The organism is Clavibacter californiensis, assembly GCF_021952865.1.
In the GTDB taxonomy this organism is placed as follows: Bacteria; Actinomycetota; Actinomycetes; order Actinomycetales; family Microbacteriaceae; genus Clavibacter; species Clavibacter californiensis.
Genome location: NZ_CP040792.1, coordinates 51,693 through 70,849, shown reverse-complemented (window position 1 = coordinate 70,849; position 19,157 = coordinate 51,693). Strand labels below are relative to the sequence as shown.

Sequence of the window (19,157 nt, the reverse complement as noted above, 5' to 3'; positions counted from 1 at the left end):
GCTTTCCAAGGAGAGAAGGAAAATTGCTCGACGTAACAACTTTCGATGAGCTGCGGATCGGCCTGGCCACGGCCGACGACATCCGCCGCTGGTCGCACGGTGAGGTCAAGAAGCCCGAGACCATCAACTACCGCACGCTGAAGCCCGAGAAGGACGGCCTCTTCGGAGAGCAGATCTTCGGACCCAGCCGCGACTGGGAGTGCTCCTGCGGCAAGTACAAGCGGGTGCGCTTCAAGGGCATCGTCTGCGAGCGCTGCGGCGTCGAGGTCACCAAGTCCGCGGTCCGCCGCGAGCGCATGGGCCACATCGAGCTCGCCGCGCCCGTCACGCACATCTGGTACTTCAAGGGCGTCCCGTCGCGCCTCGGCTACCTGCTCGACATGGCGCCGAAGGACCTCGAGAAGGTCATCTACTTCGCCGCGTACATGGTGATCAGCGTGGACGAGGATGCTCGCCACGAGGACATGCCCGGCCTCGAGAACGAGCTCCGGCTCGAGATCAAGACCCTGCAGGACCAGCGCGACAGCCAGATCGCCGAGCGCCTCGGGCGCCTGGAGACCGACCTGGCCGCACTGGAGGCCGAGGGCGCCAAGAGCGACCAGAAGCGCCGCGCGAAGGACGGCGCCGAGAAGGAGATGGGTCAGACGCGCAAGGCGTTCGACGAGGACATCTCCCGTCTCGAGCGAGTCTGGGAGGAGTTCCGCAGCCTCAAGGTCGGCGAGCTCAAGCCCGAGGACGCCGTCTTCCACGAGCTGCAGGACCGCTTCGGCATCTACTTCGAGGCCCACATGGGCGCCGAGGCGATCCAGAAGCGCCTGGAGGCCTTCGACCTCGAGGCCGAGGGGGAGCTGCTCCGCGAGCAGATCGCCACCGGCAAGGGCCAGAAGAAGATCCGCGCCATCAAGCGCCTGCGCGTCGTCAGCTCCTTCCTCGCGACCGGCAACTCGCCGGCCGCGATGGTGCTGCAGGTCGTCCCGGTCATCCCGCCCGAGCTGCGCCCGATGGTGCAGCTCGACGGCGGCCGCTTCGCGACCAGCGACCTGAACGACCTGTACCGCCGCGTGATCAACCGCAACAACCGCCTCCGTCGTCTGCTTGACCTCGGCGCCCCCGAGATCATCGTCAACAACGAGAAGCGCATGCTGCAGGAGGCCGTCGACGCGCTGTTCGACAACGGCCGCCGCGGTCGTCCCGTCACGGGTACCGGCAACCGCGCGCTCAAGTCCCTCAGCGACATGCTGAAGGGCAAGCAGGGCCGGTTCCGCCAGAACCTGCTCGGCAAGCGCGTGGACTACTCGGGCCGCTCGGTCATCATCGTCGGGCCGCAGCTCAAGCTGCACCAGTGCGGTCTGCCCAAGCAGATGGCGCTCGAGCTGTTCAAGCCGTTCGTCATCAAGCGCCTGATCGACCTGAGCCACGCCCAGAACATCAAGGCCGCCAAGCGCATGGTCGAGCGCAGCCGCGGACAGGTCTGGGACGTGCTCGAGGAGATCATCCGCGAGCGCCCCGTGCTGCTCAACCGCGCGCCCACGCTCCACCGCCTGGGCATCCAGGCGTTCGAGCCCCAGCTCGTGGAGGGCAAGGCCATCCAGCTGCACCCGCTCGTCTGCGCCGCGTTCAACGCGGACTTCGACGGCGACCAGATGGCCGTCCACCTGCCCCTGTCGGTCGAGGCCCAGGCCGAGGCGCGCATCCTGATGCTCGCCTCGAACAACATCCTCAAGCCGTCGGACGGACGCCCGGTCACCCTGCCCACGCAGGACATGATCATCGGCCTGCACCACCTGACCACCCTCAAGGAGGGCGTCGCCGGTGAGGGTCGCGCGTTCAGCTCGGTGGCCGAGGCCATCCTGGCGAAGGACCAGCTCTCACTGGACCTCAACGCCAAGGTGCGCATCCGCCTGCACGACATCTACTTCGGCGAGGGCGAGGCGCCCGAGGGCGTCGAGCTCGACGAGAAGGGCAAGACGGTCGGACCCGTGCTGCTCGAGACCACCCTCGGTCGCGCGCTGTTCAACGAGACCCTGCCGGTCGACTACCCCTACATCGAGGCCGTCGCCGACAAGGGCAAGCTCTCCGAGATCGTCAACGACCTCGCCGAGCGGTACCCCAAGGTCGAGGTCGCAGCAGCGCTCGACCGGATCAAGGACGCGGGCTTCTACTGGGCCACGCGCTCCGGCGTCACGGTCGCCCTCTCCGACGTGCTGACCCCGCCCACCAAGGCGGCCATCCTGTCGGGCTACGAGAAGCAGGCCGCCAAGGTCCAGGGCCAGTTCGAGAAGGGACTCACGACGAACGCCGAGCGTCGTCAGGAGCTCATCGAGATCTGGAACAAGGCCACCGCCGAGGTCGCGAAGGCGATGGAGGACAACCTCCCCGCCGACAACAACATCAACCGCATGGTGTCCTCCGGGGCACGAGGCAACTGGATGCAGGTCCGCCAGATCGCCGGCATGCGCGGCCTCGTGTCGAACCCGAAGGGCGAGATCATCCCCCGCCCGATCGTCCACTCGTACCGCGAGGGCCTGACGGTGGCGGAGTACTTCATCTCCACCCACGGTGCTCGCAAGGGACTGGCCGACACCGCGCTCCGCACCGCCGACTCCGGGTACCTCACCCGTCGTCTGGTGGACGTGTCGCAGGACGTCATCATCCGCGAGGACGACTGCGGCACGGGCCGTGGGCTCGACCTGCCGATCGCCACGAAGGGCGCCGACGGCTCGTCCGTCCGCGACTCCAACGTGGAGAACTCGGTGTACGCCCGCTCGCTGGCCGCCGACGCGGTCAACGAGGCAGGCGAGGTCGTCGCCCCCGCGGGCAGCGACGTCGGCGACGTCCTGATCGACCACCTGATCGCGGCCGGCGTGCACGAGATCAAGGTGCGCTCGGTCCTCACGTGCGAGTCCGCCGTCGGCGTGTGCGCGGCCTGCTACGGCCGCTCGCTCGCCACCGGCAAGCTCGTGGACATCGGCGAGGCCGTCGGCATCATCGCGGCCCAGTCGATCGGCGAGCCCGGCACGCAGCTCACGATGCGCACCTTCCACACGGGTGGTGTGGCATCGGCGGACGACATCACGCAGGGTCTGCCCCGCGTGCAGGAGCTCTTCGAGGCCCGCACCCCCAAGGGCGCGTCGCCCATCGCGGAGGCCGCGGGTCGCATCACGATCGAGGACACGGATCGCAGCCGCAAGGTGATCCTGACCCCGGACAACGGCGACGAGCCGCACATCTACCCGGTGCTCAAGCGCGCGACCCTCCTCGTCGAGGACGGCCAGCACGTCGAGCTCGGGCAGCAGCTGCACGTCGGCGCCATCGACCCGAAGGAGGTCCTCCGGGTCAAGGGCGTGCGCGAGGTGCAGAAGCACCTCGTGGGCGGTGTCCAGGGCGTCTACCGCTCGCAGGGCGTCCCGATCCACGACAAGCACATCGAGGTCATCGTGCGGCAGATGCTGCGCAAGGTCACGGTCGTCGAGCACGGCGACACGGACCTCCTCCCCGGTGAGCTGGTCGACCGGGCCCGCTACAACGAGGTCAACCGCGCCACGCTGACGGAGGGCAAGAAGACCGCCTCCGCCCGCCAGGAGGTCATGGGCATCACCAAGGCCTCGCTCGCGACCGAGTCGTGGCTGTCGGCCGCGTCCTTCCAGGAGACGACCCGCGTGCTCACGCAGGCCGCCATGGAGGGCAAGTCCGACCCGCTGATGGGCCTCAAGGAGAACGTCATCATCGGCAAGCTGATCCCGGCCGGCACGGGGCTCGCGAAGTACCGCGACGTCACCGTCACCGCGACGGAGGAGGCCAAGGCCGAGCGCTACCCGAACCGCATCTTCACGGATGAGTCGGTGTTCAACGAGTCCGACCTGAGCTTCGTCGACTTCGACAGCTTCAGCTCGGACGACTACACGCCCGGCACCTACAACTAGGACCGCCGGCGCGTGAGCGCACGATGAGAAGGGCCCCGCTCCGGCGGGGCCCTTCCTCGTCTCCCGGGGGCGCGGGTCGCGCGCTCCGCCCCGCACCGCCGGGCTCACGGATCGGGGCCCGTCCCGGCGATACAGTGGGCGGACCCGGCGCCGGCCGACGCACGGGGACCCGAGGAGGCGTCGTGCGGATGCTGGAGGACGTGGTCCTGGCGTGGCGGGCGCACGCTCTCCGCTACGCCACGGACACCTCGACCTCGTCGGGCAGCGGATCCGGCTCCTGCCCGGCCTGCGACGCATCGCCGTTCACGGACCAGGAGGCGATCCCGCGAGACGCGCCCCACACGGCGATCCACCCGCTCGTCGCCGCGCTCGAGGTCGCACGCGCCGAGGCGGCCCGCGATGCCGCGGAGCGCCTCTACCGCGAGACCCGGGGTCCCCTCTACCGCGACCACCCCTTCGGCATGCCCGCGTTCGTCGACTACGGGGAGCGCGAGGACGACATCCAGCGGGTCGTGGACGACGCGATGGCGCGCGAGCTCGCCCCGCTCGCGCCCGTCATCCGCCAGGCGCTCGACCGGTTCGTGGCCCTGCGCCTCCAGGAGCTCGAGGGCGAGATCGGGCAGGTCGCCGACGACGGCGACGGGAGCGAGCCCGAGCCGCTCTTCTAGCCACAGGGCGAGCGGGCCGGCGGACGCCGCCCGTCATCCGGCGACACGGGAATACCGACACGGCGAGGGCGTTGAGACCATGGCGGTCGGCGCACCCGGACGGGTTCCGGGCATCCGACGCCCCATCACCGCGAACACAGCACCCGCACGAGGCGACCCCGCACCAGGGGTCCGCCGTGACCGCAAGGACCCCCATGACGCTCCGCTCCCGCCTCCGCCCCTCCCTCGCCCTCACCGGCCTCCTGGCCGCGGCCGCCCTCGGCCTCGCGGGCTGCGCCTCGGGCGACGCGGGCACCGGATCCGCCGACGGCACCTCCGGCACCCCCGCCGCCGCGACGAGCCTCTCCGACGTCAAGGCCAAGGGCGAGCTCGTCATCGGCACCGAGGGCACGTACTCGCCGTTCTCCTTCCACGAGGGATCCGGGTCGGGCGCGCTCACGGGCTACGACGTCGAGGTCGCGACCGCGGTCGCCGACAAGCTGGGCGTGAAGCTCGTCTTCGAGGAGACCCAGTTCGACGGCATCTTCGCGGGCCTCGAGGCCGGGCGCTGGGACGTCATCGCCAACCAGATCTCCATCACGGACGAGCGCAAGACGGTCTACGACTTCTCCGAGCCGTACACCGTCTCGCCCGGCGTGATCATCGTGAAGGGCTCCGACTCGGGCATCAGCTCGTTCGCCGACCTCGCGGGCAAGACCACGGCCCAGTCGCTCACGAGCAACTGGAACGATCTCGCGACCCAGAGCGGCGCCAAGGTCGAGGCCGTCGAGGGCTTCGCGCAGGCGGTGACGCTCCTCCAGCAGGGCCGCGTCGACGCGACGATCAACGACCGCCTCACGCTCCTCGACTACCAGAAGCAGCAGGGCGACTCCGACCTGGAGGTCGCCGCGGAGACCGACGACCCGTCGCTCAGCGCGCTCGTCTTCCGCAAGGGGAGCGACGACCTCGTGACCGCGGTCGACCAGGCCCTCGCCGACCTGCGCGCCGACGGCACGCTCGCGTCGATCTCGGAGAAGTACTTCGGCGCGGACGTCTCGCAGTAGACCGCCGCGTACGCTGACGGACGAGGACGAGACGAGGGGATCGCATGTCGAGGGAGTGGGACCTGTTCTGGTCGTCCTTCGGGCCGCTCGCGCTCGAGACGATCCGCGGCACCATCCCGCTCGCCCTCGTCACCTTCGCCCTCGGCCTCGCGATCGCGCTGGGGCTCGCGCTCATGCGGCTCTACGGCAACCGGCTCGTGTCCGGCATCGCGCGCTTCTACATCTCGGTCGTGCGCGGCACCCCGCTCCTGGTGCAGCTCTTCGTGATCTTCTACGGTCTGCCGTCCATCGGCGTCGTGCTGCCGCCGTGGCCGAGCGCGGTCATCGCCCTGTCGGTGAACGTCGGCGGCTACGCGGCGGAGATCATCCGCGCGTCGATCCTCTCGGTGCCGCGCGGGCAGTGGGAGGCCGGCCACACCATCGGCATGTCCCGCGCGCTGACGCTGCGCCGCATCATCGTGCCGCAGGCCGCCCGCGTGTCGGTGCCGCCGCTGTCGAACACGTTCATCAGCCTGGTGAAGGACACGTCCCTCGCCTCCGTGATCCTCGTGACCGAGCTCTTCAAGCAGGCCCAGCTCATCGCCTCGTCCACCTTCGAGTACATGCTGCTGTACCTCGAGGCGGCCCTGATCTACTGGCTCGTCTGCCTCGTGCTGTCGTTCGCGCAGACCCGCCTCGAGAGGAGGCTCGACCGGTATGTCGCCCACTGATCCCGTCGACCCCGCAGCCGCGCCCGCCCCGCACCGCACGCCCGGGGAGCCCGTCCTCACCGTCCGCGGCCTCCGCAAGTCGTTCGGCGACAACGAGGTGCTCCGCTCCATCGACCTCGAGGTCCGTCGCGGCGGCGTGACCGCGCTCATCGGCCCGAGCGGATCCGGCAAGACCACGGTCCTGCGCTCCCTCAACGGGCTCGAGGTGCCGGAGGAGGGCGTCGTCGAGGTCGCCGCTGCCGACGCCGACTCCCGGTCCCGCACGACGGGCCCCCTCCGCGTCGACTTCGCCGCCAAGCCGAGGCACCGCGAGCTGCTCGCCCTCCGCGACCGCTCGGCGATGGTGTTCCAGCAGTACAACCTGTTCCCGCACAAGACCGTGCTGGAGAACGTCATCGAGGGCCCGGTGCAGGTCCAGCGGCGCCCCGTGGCCGAGGCGACGCGCGAGGCCGAGGAGCTGCTCGCCCGCGTCGGCCTCGCCGACAAGCGCGACCAGCACCCGTTCCAGCTGTCGGGCGGGCAGCAGCAGCGCGTGGGGATCGTGCGCGCGCTGGCGCTCCGACCGCAGATCCTCCTGTTCGACGAGCCGACGTCCGCCCTCGATCCTGAGCTGGTGGGCGAGGTGCTCAGCGTCATCAAGGAGCTCGCCGACGAGGCGTGGACCATGGTGATCGTCACCCACGAGCTGGCATTCGCCCGCCAGGTGGCCGACGAGGTCGTGTTCATGGACGGCGGCGTCGTGGTCGAGCGCGGGCACCCGTCCGAGGTCCTGCAGCACCCGACCGAGGAGCGCACGCGCCGCTTCCTGCAGCGGCTCCTCGAGCCGTTCTAGCCGCTCGCCGCCAACTGGCCGCTCACCGGCACGCCGCCCGGGCGGCGGAGCGCCGCCGAGGTAGGTTCGTGCCATGACCGACGACAGGCCCGCCCCGCACCGACAGCCCGACGAGGCCGACCAGCCGCTGGATCCCCGCACCCCGGACGAGCGCGCCGCCGCCGCCTTCGACGACGGCCCCGCCGACCGGAGCGCCGAGTCCGCGCACTCCGACACCTCCACCTTCGACCAGACGGCGTTCGCCGCCCCCGTCGACGAGGACCACGACGCGCGCGAGCGCGAGCGACGCGAGGCGGAGGCCCGTGTCGCCGAGGCCCGGGCGCGCGACGACCGCGAGCGCGAGACCCGCGAGGCGGAGACCCGCGAGGCCGAGGCGCGTGAGGCGGAGGCGCGTGAGGCAGGAGCACGCGAGGCGGAGGCCCGCCAGCGCGACGTCGAGGACCGGGAGCGCCGCGAGCGCGAGGCCCGCGAGGCCGACGCCCGCGAGCGCGAGGAGCGCGACCGCCGCGCCCGCGACGAGGAGACCGCGCGCCAGTCGCAGTCGCAGCCCATCTACGTGCAGGCCCCGGTCCCGCCGGAGAAGCGCGGCAACCGCGGCTTCGGCGTGCTCATCGCCGTCGTCGCCGCCATCCTCTTCGCCCTGCTCTACTCGCTGGGCACGGCGCTCCTCGCCTCGGTGCGCAACCCCGACGCGTTCGGCGACGTCTTCGGCCGCTACATCGCGTCGCCCGTCTTCTACGTGCCCACGATCGCGTTCCTCGTGTTCTTCGTCCTGCTCGCGCTCCTGGTCAACCGGGGCAAGTGGTGGGCGTTCGTCCTCGGGGGCCTGCCGGTCGCGATCCTCGTCTACGCCGCGTACGTCGGCACGCGCCTCCTCCAGGGCGGCGTCGTGGACCTGGCCCCGTCGGAGCAGGCGCTCCTGCTCCAGCGCACGGTGACCTTCCCCGACGGGATCCTCGCGGGCTTCCTCGCCCGCGAGCTCGTCACGTGGCTCGGCGCCGGCATCAGCGCGCGCGGCCGCCGCATCAAGGCCAAGAACGCCGAGGCCCGCGCCGAGTACGACCGCAAGCTGGCGGAGCAGCCGGACCACCGCTGACGCGTGTCAGGCTGGGGGAGTGATCCCCCTCCTGGCCGCCGTCATGCACGTCGCGCTCGTCGTGTGCGTCTTCGGCTTCGTCGCCCTGCTCGGCGGTGACGAGGTGATCCCCGAGCGAGATGCCGGCGTCCTGCTCGGACCCGTGATGGTCGTGAGCGCCACGCTGGTCTTCGCCGTCGGCCTCATCCGCACCACGCGCGAGGCCGACCGCGAGCGCCGGATCCCCGTCCTGCCGGTCATCGGCTGGGGCGTGGGCGCCTGGCTCGCGTACGGGATCCTCGGCGCCGTCCTCTACCTCCTGGCCGGCGCGGACGTGTTCGCGAGCCTCGCGTTCGCCCTCAGGCACCTCGTGGATCCGTTCGGCGTCGCCGTGCTGGGGATCTCGGTGCTCCTGGGCCTCGGCGCCGTCGCGTTGGCCGCCCGCGGCCCCTCGTCCACCGTTTGACCGGCGAGTCGCGGAACTGTATCGTAGCGGGGGTGTGCGCTCAGGCGTGCGCTCGTGTCGTGCCGTGAAGTCGGTGCGCCGGGCGGGCCAGGAGCGCACCGATCAGGGTTCGTCCATTCGGCCGGCCCCCACGGCATACCCGCCGGCGCCTCCCACTCCCGTGGGCGACGGACGTGCGGGTCCAGTTGAACTCGATCCCCGCTCGCGGGCGTCGAATGCTGACCATCAACCCGCTGTCACCGTGCAGCATCGAGGAGTCCCGTAGTGCCCACCATCCAGCAGCTGGTCCGCAAGGGCCGCACGCCCAAGGTCGTCAAGACCAAGGCGCCCGCCCTGAAGGCGAACCCCCAGCAGCGCGGCGTCTGCACCCGCGTCTACACGACCACGCCCAAGAAGCCGAACTCTGCCCTGCGCAAGGTCGCCCGCGTCAAGCTCAGCAACGGCCAGGAGGTGACGGCCTACATCCCCGGTGAGGGCCACAACCTGCAGGAGCACTCCATGGTGCTCGTCCGCGGCGGTCGCGTGAAGGACCTCCCCGGCGTGCGCTACAAGATCGTCCGCGGCGCGCTCGACACCCAGGCCGTGAAGAACCGCAAGCAGGCTCGCAGCCGGTACGGCGCGAAGATGGAGAAGAAGTAATGCCTCGCAAGGGTCCCGCCCCCAAGCGCCCTGTCGTCGCAGATCCCGTCTACGGTGCGCCGATCGTCAGCCAGCTCGTCAACAAGATCCTGCTCGACGGCAAGAAGGGCCTCGCCGAGAAGATCGTCTACGACGCCCTCGCCGGCGTAGCTGCCAAGAACGGCCAGGACGCCGTCGTCACGCTGAAGAAGGCGCTCGACAACGTCCGCCCGGCACTCGAGGTCCGCTCGCGCCGCGTGGGTGGCTCCACCTACCAGGTGCCGATCGAGGTCAAGCCGCACCGCGCGAACACCCTCGCGCTCCGCTGGCTCACGACGTACGCCAAGTCGCGTCGCGAGAAGACGATGACCGAGCGTCTCACCAACGAGATCCTCGACGCGTCGAACGGCCTCGGTGCCGCGGTCAAGCGCCGCGAGGACACCCACAAGATGGCCGAGTCGAACAAGGCCTTCGCGCACTACCGCTGGTAGTCGTCCACCTCGTTCGACAGCACCACCAACCCCTTTCGGAGGAACCTGTGGCACAGGACGTGCTCACCGACCTGAACAAGGTCCGCAACATCGGCATCATGGCTCACATCGATGCCGGCAAGACCACCACCACCGAGCGCATCCTGTACTACACGGGCATCACTCACAAGATCGGCGAGGTCCACGACGGCGCCGCCACGATGGACTGGATGGCCCAGGAGCAGGAGCGCGGCATCACCATCACGTCCGCCGCGACGACGTGCTTCTGGAACAAGAACCAGATCAACATCATCGACACCCCCGGGCACGTCGACTTCACCGTCGAGGTGGAGCGTTCGCTCCGCGTCCTCGACGGCGCGGTCGCCGTGTTCGACGGCAAGGAGGGCGTCGAGCCCCAGTCCGAGACGGTGTGGCGCCAGGCCGACAAGTACGACGTGCCGCGCATCTGCTTCGTCAACAAGATGGACAAGCTCGGTGCCGACTTCTACTTCACGGTCGACACGATCATCAACCGCCTCGGCGCGAAGCCGCTGGTCATCCAGCTGCCCATCGGCGCGGAGGGCGGCTTCGAGGGCGTCATCGACCTCGTCGAGATGCGCGCGCTGACCTGGCGCGGCGACTCCAAGGGAGACGTCGAGCTCGGTGCGAAGTACGACATCGAGGAGATCCCCGCGGATCTGAAGGACAAGGCGGACGAGTACCGGGCCAAGCTGCTCGAGACCGTCGCCGAGACCGACGACGCGCTGCTCGAGAAGTACTTCGGCGGCGAGGAGCTGACGGTGGCGGAGATCAAGGCCGCCATCCGCAAGCTCACCGTCAACAGCGAGATCTACCCCGTGCTCTGCGGTTCCGCGTTCAAGAACCGCGGCGTCCAGCCGATGCTCGACGCGGTGATCGACTACCTCCCCAGCCCGCTCGACGTGCCCCCCATGGAGGGCCACGACGTGCGCGACGAGGAGAAGATCATCATCCGCAAGCCCGACTCGACCGAGCCCTTCTCGGCGCTCGCGTTCAAGGTCGCGGTGCACCCGTTCTTCGGTCGCCTCACGTACGTCCGGGTCTACTCGGGCACCATCGCGAGCGGCTCGCAGGTCATCAACTCGACCAAGGGCAAGAAGGAGCGCATCGGCAAGATCTTCCAGATGCACTCCAACAAGGAGAACCCGGTCGACTCGGTCACCGCCGGTCACATCTACGCGGTCATCGGCCTCAAGGACACGACCACGGGCGACACGCTCTGCGACCCGCAGGACCAGATCGTCCTCGAGTCGATGACGTTCCCCGAGCCCGTCATCGAGGTCGCGATCGAGCCGAAGACGAAGGCCGACCAGGAGAAGCTGGGTGTCGCCATCCAGAAGCTCGCCGAGGAGGACCCGACCTTCCGCACCGAGCAGAACCAGGAGACCGGTCAGACGGTCATCAAGGGCATGGGCGAGCTCCACCTCGACATCCTGGTCGACCGCATGAAGCGCGAGTTCAACGTCGAGGCAAACGTCGGCAAGCCGCAGGTCGCGTACCGCGAGACCATCCGCGGCACGGTCGACAAGCACGACTTCACGCACAAGAAGCAGACGGGTGGATCCGGGCAGTTCGCCAAGATCCAGATCAAGATCGAGCCCATGGAGGTGACCGCGGAGAAGACCTACGAGTTCGACAACAAGGTCACCGGCGGTCGCGTCCCCCGGGAGTACATCCCCTCGGTGGACGCGGGCATCCAGGACGCGCTCCAGGTCGGCATCCTCGCCGGCTACCCGATGGTCGGCGTGAAGGCGACGCTGCTGGACGGCGCCGCGCACGACGTCGACTCCTCGGAGATGGCGTTCAAGATCGCCGGCTCGATGGCCTTCAAGGAGGCCGCGCGCAAGGCGAAGCCCGTGCTGCTCGAGCCGCTCATGGCCGTCGAGGTCCGTACGCCCGAGGAGTACATGGGCGACGTCATCGGCGACCTGAACTCCCGGCGCGGCCAGATCCAGGCCATGGAGGACGCGAGCGGCGTGAAGGTCATCACCGCGAACGTCCCCCTGTCGGAGATGTTCGGCTACGTCGGCGACCTGAGGAGCAAGACCTCCGGCCGCGCGGTGTACTCGATGAGCTTCGGCAGCTACGCCGAGGTCCCGAAGGCTGTCGCCGACGAGATCGTCCAGAAGAACAAGGGCGAGTAGCCCTCCAGTTCGAGCGGCATCCGCCGTTTCAGTACCATAAGCAAGATCTCCAACACGCAGGGCGTCCGGGAACACCCGGACGCCCCGCAACCGAGTCCTGAGGAGGACCCACAGTGGGTAAGGCCAAGTTCGAGCGGACCAAGCCGCACGTCAACATCGGAACGATCGGTCACGTCGACCACGGCAAGACGACGCTGACGGCAGCGATCTCCAAGGTCCTGGCGGACAAGTACCCGTCGGCGACCAACGTGCAGCGCGACTTCGCGTCCATCGACTCCGCTCCCGAGGAGCGCCAGCGCGGCATCACGATCAACATCTCGCACGTCGAGTACGAGACGCCCAAGCGTCACTACGCGCACGTCGACGCCCCGGGTCACGCTGACTACATCAAGAACATGATCACGGGCGCCGCCCAGATGGACGGCGCGATCCTCGTGGTCGCCGCCACCGACGGCCCCATGGCGCAGACGCGCGAGCACGTGCTGCTCGCCAAGCAGGTCGGCGTGCCGTACCTGCTCGTCGCGCTCAACAAGTCGGACATGGTCGACGACGAGGAGATCCTCGAGCTCGTCGAGCTCGAGGTCCGCGAGCTGCTCTCCAGCCAGGACTTCGACGGCGACAACGCCCCCGTCGTCCAGGTCTCCGGCCTCAAGGCGCTCGAGGGCGACGAGAAGTGGGTCGAGCAGATCGTCAAGCTCATGGACGCGGTCGACGAGTCCATCCCGGAGCCCGTCCGCGACAAGGACAAGCCGTTCCTCATGCCCGTCGAGGACGTCTTCACGATCACCGGTCGTGGCACCGTCGTCACGGGTCGCGCCGAGCGCGGCACCCTCGCCATCAACTCGGACGTCGAGATCGTGGGCATCCGTCCCACCGTCAAGACCACCGTCACGGGCATCGAGATGTTCCACAAGCAGCTCGACGAGGCCTGGGCCGGCGAGAACTGCGGGCTCCTGCTCCGTGGCACCAAGCGCGAGGACGTCGAGCGCGGCCAGGTCATCGTCAAGCCGGGTTCGGTCACGCCGCACACGGACTTCGAGGGCACCGCGTACATCCTCTCCAAGGAGGAGGGCGGGCGTCACAACCCGTTCTACGCGAACTACCGTCCGCAGTTCTACTTCCGCACCACCGACGTCACCGGCGTCATCACGCTGCCCGAGGGCACCGAGATGGTCATGCCCGGCGACACCACCGACATGAACGTCGCGCTGATCCAGCCGATCGCCATGGAGGAGGGCCTCGGCTTCGCCATCCGTGAGGGTGGCCGCACCGTCGGCGCCGGCACGGTCACGAAGATCGTCAAGTAGCTCCAGCTCCAGCTCCACCAGCACCACCTCCGACAGGGTCGGGCCGTCATGGCCCGGCCCTGTCGGCCGTTAACGCGCCATGAGGTGTCACAGCTGGCCGGGAGCTGTCGCATCGTGCCCTAACCAATGGCGATGGTGCGCGTAGGTTCTACCAATGGTCAGACTCCGGCGCAGCGACGCCACCGGCAAGGGCTACACGCGCAAGAGGGCGGGGAAGGGCTGGACCTACCTCGACGCCGACGGGAACCGCGTCACCGACAAGGCGCTCCGCGCGCGCATGGACCACCTCGGCATCCCGCCGGCCTGGACCGACGTCTGGATCGCGCCCTACGAGAACGGGCACGTGCAGGCGACGGGCATGGACAGCGCCGGCCGCCGGCAGTACATCTACCACCCGACCTGGCGCGAGCAGAAGGACCGGATCAAGTTCGACCGCTCGCTGCAGCTGGCCGAGTCGCTCCCGGCCGCGCGTCGTCAGGTGACGATGCACCTCCGCCAGGACGGCTTCACGCGCGAGCGCGCGCTGGCTGCCGGCTTCCGGATGCTGGACACGGGCAGCCTGCGCGTCGGCAGCGAGCGCTACACGGAGTCGAACGGCAGCCACGGCCTGTCGACGCTGCTGTGCTCGCACGTCACCGTGCACGAGGACACCGTGCACCTCGAGTTCCCGGCGAAGAGCGGGCAGGAGTGGTCGAGCGACATCCGCGACCACGACCTCGTGCAGGTCGTCGGCGGTCTGCAGGAACGCGGTCCGAACGCACGGCTGCTGGCCTACGAGGACGGCGGCGAGTGGCACCCGCTCGGCGCGGCCGACATCAACGACTACGTGCGCGAGCGCACGGGCGGCGACTTCACCGCGAAGGACTTCCGGACGCTGCACGGCACGGTCGCCGCGGCGATCAGCCTGGCGAAGCACGGCCCCGAGGCGACGAAGGGCAAGCGGCAGCGGGCGCTCGCGCAGGCGTACCGCGACGCCGCCGAGGTGCTCAGCAACACCCCGACCGTCGCGAAGAACAGCTACGTGGATCCGCGGCTGGTCGACGAGTACGTGCACGGCCGCACGATCGACCCGCAGCGCCTGGCCTCGGGCGAGACGGAGCTGAGGAACCTGCTGTTCCGGTGACCGCAGCGCCAGCTCCGCGCCCTCCGCGCGAGGCGCCGAGAGCCCCGGAAACACGGGGGAGTGGGCGCGACACGCCCGGGTTGCACGCATGGCCGGACTATGACAAACTCGTCTAGTTCAACATTCCGGTGCACGCCGCCCTGCGCGCGAGACACCGGATCACTGCCAGGCAGTGCATAGCCGCCCGGAGCGCTCGTCGCTCCCGGAGCAGGTTAGGCCGCGGGCAGCAGAGCAGAAGCACACGACACCCACAGGATGAGCACCGCTCGTCCGCGCCCGCATGCGGGCGGGTGCACGAGCTGCCCGAGGCCGCGTCCCACGATGCGCGCCCGGGTGCACGACGGATCGGGCGCGCCAGGAGGCGCGACCGTCCGAGCGAGGGACACACGCGTCCAATACGGTCCGAGGCCGCATGACGCACGAAAGAGAGAGAGTCACACATGGCGGGACAGAAGATCCGCATCCGACTTAAGTCGTACGACCACTCGGTCATCGACTCCTCGGCCCGGAAGATCGTCGACACGGTGACCCGCGCGGGCGCCACGGTCGTCGGCCCGGTGCCGCTGCCCACGGAGAAGAACGTGATCTGCGTGATCCGTTCCCCCCACAAGTACAAGGACAGCCGCGAGCACTTCGAGATGCGCACGCACAAGCGTCTGATCGACATCGTCGACCCGACGCCGAAGGCGGTCGACTCGCTCATGCGACTCGACCTCCCGGCCGACGTCAACATCGAGATCAAGCTCTAAGGGAACCCATGTCTACCGCTAACAGGACTTTCACCGGTCTGCTCGGCACGAAGCTGGGCATGACGCAGGTGTGGGACGAGAACAACAAGCTCATCCCCGTGACCGTCGTGCAGATCACCCCGAACGTCGTCACCCAGGTGCGCACGCCCGAGGTCGACGGCTACGGCGCCATCCAGATCGCCTACGGCCAGATCGACCCCCGCAAGGCCGACAAGCCGAGCACCGGCCACTTCGACAAGGCCGGCGTCACGCCGCGCCGCCACCTCACCGAGGTCCGCACGGCCGACTTCGCCGAGTACACGCTCGGCCAGGAGATCACCGTCGGCGCGTTCGAGCCCGGCACCAAGGTCGACGTCGTCGGCACCAGCAAGGGCAAGGGCTTCGCCGGCGTCATGAAGCGCCACAACTTCAAGGGCGTCTCCGCTTCGCACGGTTCGCACCGCAACCACCGCAAGCCCGGCTCCATCGGCGCCTCCTCGACCCCCAGCCGTGTCTTCAAGGGCATGCGCATGGCCGGTCGCATGGGCGGCGAGCGCGTCACCGTGCTGAACCTCGTCGTCCACAGCGTGGACGCCGAGAAGGGCCTCCTGCTCGTCAAGGGCGCAGTGCCCGGCGCGCGTGGCCGCATCGTCTTCGTCCGCAACGCAGTGAAGGGGAAGTAGTCATGGCTACCGACACCCAGCTCGACGTCCTCGACGCGACCGGTGCAGTCACCGGCTCCGTCGACCTGCCCGCGTCGCTGTTCGACGTGCAGACCAACGTCCCGCTCATCCACCAGGTCGTCGTCGCCCAGCTCGCCGCGGCGCGCCAGGGGACGCACAAGACCAAGGGTCGCGGCGAGGTCTCCGGCGCCGGCCGCAAGCCGTTCAAGCAGAAGGGAACCGGTCGCGCTCGTCAGGGCTCGATCCGCGCCCCCCAGATGACCGGCGGTGGCATCGTCCACGGGCCCACGCCCCGCAGCTACTCGCAGCGCACCCCCAAGAAGATGATCGCCGCGGCTCTGCTCGGCGCCCTCTCCGACCGCGCGCGCGGCGCCCGCCTCCACGTCATCGAGAGCCTCTCCGCCGGAGACGTCCCCTCGACGAAGACCGTGGTCGCGTTGCTCGAGGGCATCGCCACGAGCAAGCACGTCCTCATCGTCCTGGAGCGCACCGACGAGGTCAGCCTCCGCAGCGTGCGCAACATCCCGACGGTCCACGTGCTGTCCTACGACCAGCTCAACGCGTACGACGTGCTCGTGAGCGACGACATCGTCTTCACGAAGGGCGCGTTCGACGCGTTCGTCGAGTCGAAGACGGCCAAGGAAGAGGTTGCCGCATGAGCGCCACCCAGAAGGATCCCCGCGACATCATCATCGCGCCGGTCGTCTCCGAGAAGAGCTACGGCCTGATCGACCAGGGCAAGTACACGTTCATCGTGGACCCCCGTTCGAACAAGACCGAGATCAAGCTCGCGATCGAGAAGATCTTCGGCGTGCAGGTCGCGTCGGTCAACACGCTCAACAAGCAGGGCAAGACCCGCCGGACCAAGTTCGGGATGGGCAAGCGCAAGGACACCAAGCGCGCCATCGTCTCCCTCAAGTCGGGCTCCATCGACATCTTCACGACTGTCGGCTGAGACCGGGACTAGGAAAACACCAATGGCTATTCGCAAGTACAAGCCCACGACCCCGGGTCGTCGCGGTTCGTCCGTCGCCGACTTCGTGGAGATCACGCGCTCGACGCCCGAGAAGTCGCTGCTCCGCCCGCTCTCCAAGACCGGTGGCCGCAACAACCAGGGTCGGATCACGACCCGTCACATCGGTGGTGGCCACAAGCGCCAGTACCGCGTGATCGACTTCAAGCGCAACGACAAGGACGGCGTCATCGCGACCGTCGCCCACATCGAGTACGACCCCAACCGCACGGCGCGCATCGCGCTCCTGCACTTCATCGACGGCACGAAGCGCTACATCCTCGCGCCGAACAAGCTGAAGCAGGGCGACAAGATCGAGTCGGGCGCCCAGGCCGACATCAAGCCCGGCAACAACCTGCCGCTGCGCAACATCCCGACGGGTACCGTCATCCACGCCATCGAGCTCCGACCCGGCGGCGGCGCGAAGATGGCCCGCTCCGCCGGCGCCTCCGTGCGCCTGGTGGCGAAGGACGGCCCCTACGCACAGCTGCGCCTGCCCTCCGGCGAGATCCGCAACGTCGATGCGCGCTGCCGCGCGACCATCGGCGAGGTCGGCAACGCCGAGCAGTCGAACATCAACTGGGGCAAGGCCGGCCGCATGCGCTGGAAGGGCGTCCGCCCGACCGTCCGTGGTGTCGCCATGAACCCGGTCGACCACCCGCACGGTGGTGGTGAGGGCAAGACCTCCGGTGGTCGCCACCCGGTCAGCCCGTGGGGCCAGAAGGAAGGCCGCACGCGCCACATCAACAAGCCCAGCGACAAGCTCATCGTTCGCCGCCGCAACGCCGGCAAGAAGCGCAAGTAGGAGTTGTAGAAGATGCCACGCAGTCTGAAGAAGGGCCCCTTCGTCGACGACCACCTGCTCCGCAAGGTGATCTCGGCGAACGAGGCCAGCAGCAAGAACGTGATCAAGACCTGGTCGCGCCGCTCGATGATCATCCCGGCGATGCTGGGTCACACCATCGCGGTGCACGACGGTCGCAAGCACGTCCCCGTGTTCGTCACGGAGTCCATGGTCGGACACAAGCTCGGCGAGTTCGCGCTCACGCGCACCTTCCGCGGCCACGTGAAGGACGACAAGAAGGGTCGTCGCCGCTAACGCGGCGACGAGAAGGAGGAGAGAAATGGTGGAGTCGATCGCACGCGTGCGTCACATCCGCGTCACCCCCCAGAAGGCCCGTCGCGTCGTGGACATGATCCGTGGCAAGCAGGCCGAGGAGGCCCTGGCCATCCTGAAGTTCGCGCCGCAGGGCGCGAGCGAGCCGATCTACAAGCTGGTGGCCTCGGCCATGGCGAACGCGCGGGTCAAGGCCGACGCGTCCAACAGCTTCCTCGCGGAGCAGGACCTCTACATCGCCAAGGCGTTCGTGGACGAGGGCACCACCCTCAAGCGGTTCCAGCCGCGCGCACAGGGTCGCGCATTCCGTATCAACAAGCGCACCAGCCACATCACGGTCGTCCTCGCGACGCCGGATGAGGCGGACGTGGCGACGACCACGAAGAAGGCGAGCAAGTAATGGGACAGAAGGTCAACCCGTACGGGTTCCGTCTCGGGATCACGACCGACCACGTGTCGCGTTGGTTCTCGGACAGCACGAAGAAGGGGCAGCGTTACAGCGACTACGTCGCCGAGGACGTGCGCATCCGCACCATGCTCAAGACGAGCCTCGACCGCGCCGGTGTGGCGCGCATCGAGATCGAGCGCACCCGTGACCGTGTCCGCGTGGACATCTACACGGCGCGTCCCGGCATCGTCATCGGCCGCCGCGGCGTCGAGGCCGAGCGCATCCGCGCCGACCTCGAGAAGCTCACGGGCAAGCAGATCCAGCTGAACATCCTCGAGGTGAAGAACCCCGAGGCCGAGGCCCAGCTGGTCGCCCAGGGCATCGCCGAGCAGCTCGCGGGTCGTGTGGCGTTCCGCCGCGCGATGCGCAAGGGCCTGCAGGGCGCGCAGCGCGCCGGCGCCAAGGGCGTCCGCATCCAGGTGTCGGGCCGCCTCGGCGGCGCCGAGATGAGCCGCTCGGAGTTCTACCGCGAGGGCCGCGTGCCCCTGCACACCCTCCGCGCGAACATCGACTACGGCTTCTACGAGGCCCGCACGTCCTTCGGCCGCATCGGCGTGAAGGTCTGGGTCTACAAGGGCGACATCACCAACAAGGATCTCGCTCGGGAGCAGGCGAACCAGAAGTCGTCGCGCCCGGAGCGTCGTAACGACCGTTCCGACGGTCGAACCGGAGATCGCCGCACCAACGCGCCGCGCACCGCGCCGGCCGCCGAGGCAGCGCCGGTCGCCGCAGCAGGAGTTGAGGCGTAACC

The 19,157-nt window shown here is 69.0% G+C and carries 20 protein-coding genes; all 20 read left to right on the top strand.

Going from position 1 to position 19,157, the window contains the following annotated elements:
* The first annotated feature begins 23 nt into the window (after window positions 1-23).
* The 20 genes from FGD68_RS00385 to rpsC all read left to right on the top strand — a co-directional run bounded on the left by FGD68_RS00385 (window position 24) and on the right by rpsC (window position 19,155).
* The gene (locus FGD68_RS00385; protein WP_104235969.1) at window positions 24-3,923 is read left to right on the top strand and encodes a DNA-directed RNA polymerase subunit beta'; all 3,900 of its coding nucleotides are present in this window, start codon (window positions 24-26) and stop codon (window positions 3,921-3,923) included.
* 188 nt (window positions 3,924-4,111) lie between these two features.
* Window positions 4,112-4,591 carry a hypothetical protein gene (locus tag FGD68_RS00380; protein WP_237610014.1) on the top strand — a complete coding sequence of 160 codons (480 nt, stop codon included), beginning with the start codon at window positions 4,112-4,114 and terminating at the stop codon, window positions 4,589-4,591.
* A 194-nt stretch (window positions 4,592-4,785) separates the two neighbouring features.
* Window positions 4,786-5,634, top strand: a complete 849-nt coding sequence (locus FGD68_RS00375; RefSeq protein ID WP_119372175.1) for an amino acid ABC transporter substrate-binding protein — start codon at window positions 4,786-4,788, stop codon at window positions 5,632-5,634.
* A 44-nt stretch (window positions 5,635-5,678) separates the two neighbouring features.
* Complete coding sequence (locus tag FGD68_RS00370; protein ID WP_012039316.1) at window positions 5,679-6,344, top strand: amino acid ABC transporter permease; 666 nt, start codon at window positions 5,679-5,681, stop codon at window positions 6,342-6,344.
* On the top strand, window positions 6,331-7,176 hold the full coding sequence (locus tag FGD68_RS00365) for an amino acid ABC transporter ATP-binding protein (RefSeq protein WP_104235972.1): 846 nt from the start codon (window positions 6,331-6,333) through the stop codon (window positions 7,174-7,176). Before FGD68_RS00370 ends, FGD68_RS00365 begins: the two co-directional genes overlap by 14 nt.
* Before the next feature lie 73 nt (window positions 7,177-7,249).
* Window positions 7,250-8,272 (top strand): hypothetical protein, encoded by a 1,023-nt coding sequence (locus tag FGD68_RS00360; protein ID WP_119372176.1) that lies wholly within the window; start codon window positions 7,250-7,252, stop codon window positions 8,270-8,272.
* Between the two features lie 19 nt (window positions 8,273-8,291).
* Window positions 8,292-8,717 (top strand): DUF6121 family protein, encoded by a 426-nt coding sequence (locus FGD68_RS00355; RefSeq protein ID WP_237609638.1) that lies wholly within the window; start codon window positions 8,292-8,294, stop codon window positions 8,715-8,717.
* A gap of 264 nt (window positions 8,718-8,981) precedes the next feature.
* On the top strand, window positions 8,982-9,356 hold the full coding sequence (gene rpsL, locus FGD68_RS00350) for a 30S ribosomal protein S12 (RefSeq protein WP_012039312.1): 375 nt from the start codon (window positions 8,982-8,984) through the stop codon (window positions 9,354-9,356).
* Complete coding sequence (gene rpsG, locus FGD68_RS00345) at window positions 9,356-9,826, top strand: 30S ribosomal protein S7 (RefSeq protein ID WP_012039311.1); 471 nt, start codon at window positions 9,356-9,358, stop codon at window positions 9,824-9,826. Before rpsL ends, rpsG begins: the two co-directional genes overlap by 1 nt.
* 47 nt (window positions 9,827-9,873) lie before the next feature.
* Window positions 9,874-11,988 carry an elongation factor G gene (gene fusA, locus FGD68_RS00340; RefSeq protein WP_119372177.1) on the top strand — a complete coding sequence of 705 codons (2,115 nt, stop codon included), beginning with the start codon at window positions 9,874-9,876 and terminating at the stop codon, window positions 11,986-11,988.
* Between the two features lie 113 nt (window positions 11,989-12,101).
* Window positions 12,102-13,295, top strand: a complete 1,194-nt coding sequence (gene tuf / locus FGD68_RS00335) for an elongation factor Tu (RefSeq protein ID WP_012039309.1) — start codon at window positions 12,102-12,104, stop codon at window positions 13,293-13,295.
* 154 nt (window positions 13,296-13,449) lie between these two features.
* Window positions 13,450-14,418: a DNA topoisomerase IB gene (locus tag FGD68_RS00330; protein ID WP_119372178.1), complete on the top strand. Its 969-nt coding sequence runs from the start codon at window positions 13,450-13,452 to the stop codon at window positions 14,416-14,418.
* Between the two features lie 440 nt (window positions 14,419-14,858).
* Window positions 14,859-15,167: a 30S ribosomal protein S10 gene (gene rpsJ, locus FGD68_RS00325; RefSeq protein ID WP_012039307.1), complete on the top strand. Its 309-nt coding sequence runs from the start codon at window positions 14,859-14,861 to the stop codon at window positions 15,165-15,167.
* 8 nt (window positions 15,168-15,175) lie between these two features.
* The gene (gene rplC, locus FGD68_RS00320) at window positions 15,176-15,829 is read left to right on the top strand and encodes a 50S ribosomal protein L3 (protein ID WP_012297754.1); all 654 of its coding nucleotides are present in this window, start codon (window positions 15,176-15,178) and stop codon (window positions 15,827-15,829) included.
* 2 nt (window positions 15,830-15,831) lie between these two features.
* The gene (gene rplD / locus FGD68_RS00315) at window positions 15,832-16,488 is read left to right on the top strand and encodes a 50S ribosomal protein L4 (protein WP_119372179.1); all 657 of its coding nucleotides are present in this window, start codon (window positions 15,832-15,834) and stop codon (window positions 16,486-16,488) included.
* Window positions 16,485-16,784 carry a 50S ribosomal protein L23 gene (gene rplW, locus FGD68_RS00310; RefSeq protein ID WP_012039304.1) on the top strand — a complete coding sequence of 100 codons (300 nt, stop codon included), beginning with the start codon at window positions 16,485-16,487 and terminating at the stop codon, window positions 16,782-16,784. Before rplD ends, rplW begins: the two co-directional genes overlap by 4 nt.
* Before the next feature lie 22 nt (window positions 16,785-16,806).
* On the top strand, window positions 16,807-17,646 hold the full coding sequence (rplB, locus tag FGD68_RS00305; protein ID WP_053775257.1) for a 50S ribosomal protein L2: 840 nt from the start codon (window positions 16,807-16,809) through the stop codon (window positions 17,644-17,646).
* Window positions 17,647-17,658: 12 nt separating this feature from the next.
* Window positions 17,659-17,940, top strand: coding sequence for a 30S ribosomal protein S19 (gene rpsS / locus FGD68_RS00300; protein WP_012039302.1), 282 nt, complete (start codon window positions 17,659-17,661; stop codon window positions 17,938-17,940).
* A 25-nt stretch (window positions 17,941-17,965) separates the two neighbouring features.
* Window positions 17,966-18,358, top strand: coding sequence for a 50S ribosomal protein L22 (gene rplV / locus FGD68_RS00295; RefSeq protein WP_012039301.1), 393 nt, complete (start codon window positions 17,966-17,968; stop codon window positions 18,356-18,358).
* Window positions 18,358-19,155, top strand: a complete 798-nt coding sequence (gene rpsC, locus FGD68_RS00290; protein ID WP_012039300.1) for a 30S ribosomal protein S3 — start codon at window positions 18,358-18,360, stop codon at window positions 19,153-19,155. The genes rplV and rpsC overlap by 1 nt, the downstream gene beginning before the upstream one ends.
* Window positions 19,156-19,157 lie beyond the last annotated feature (2 nt).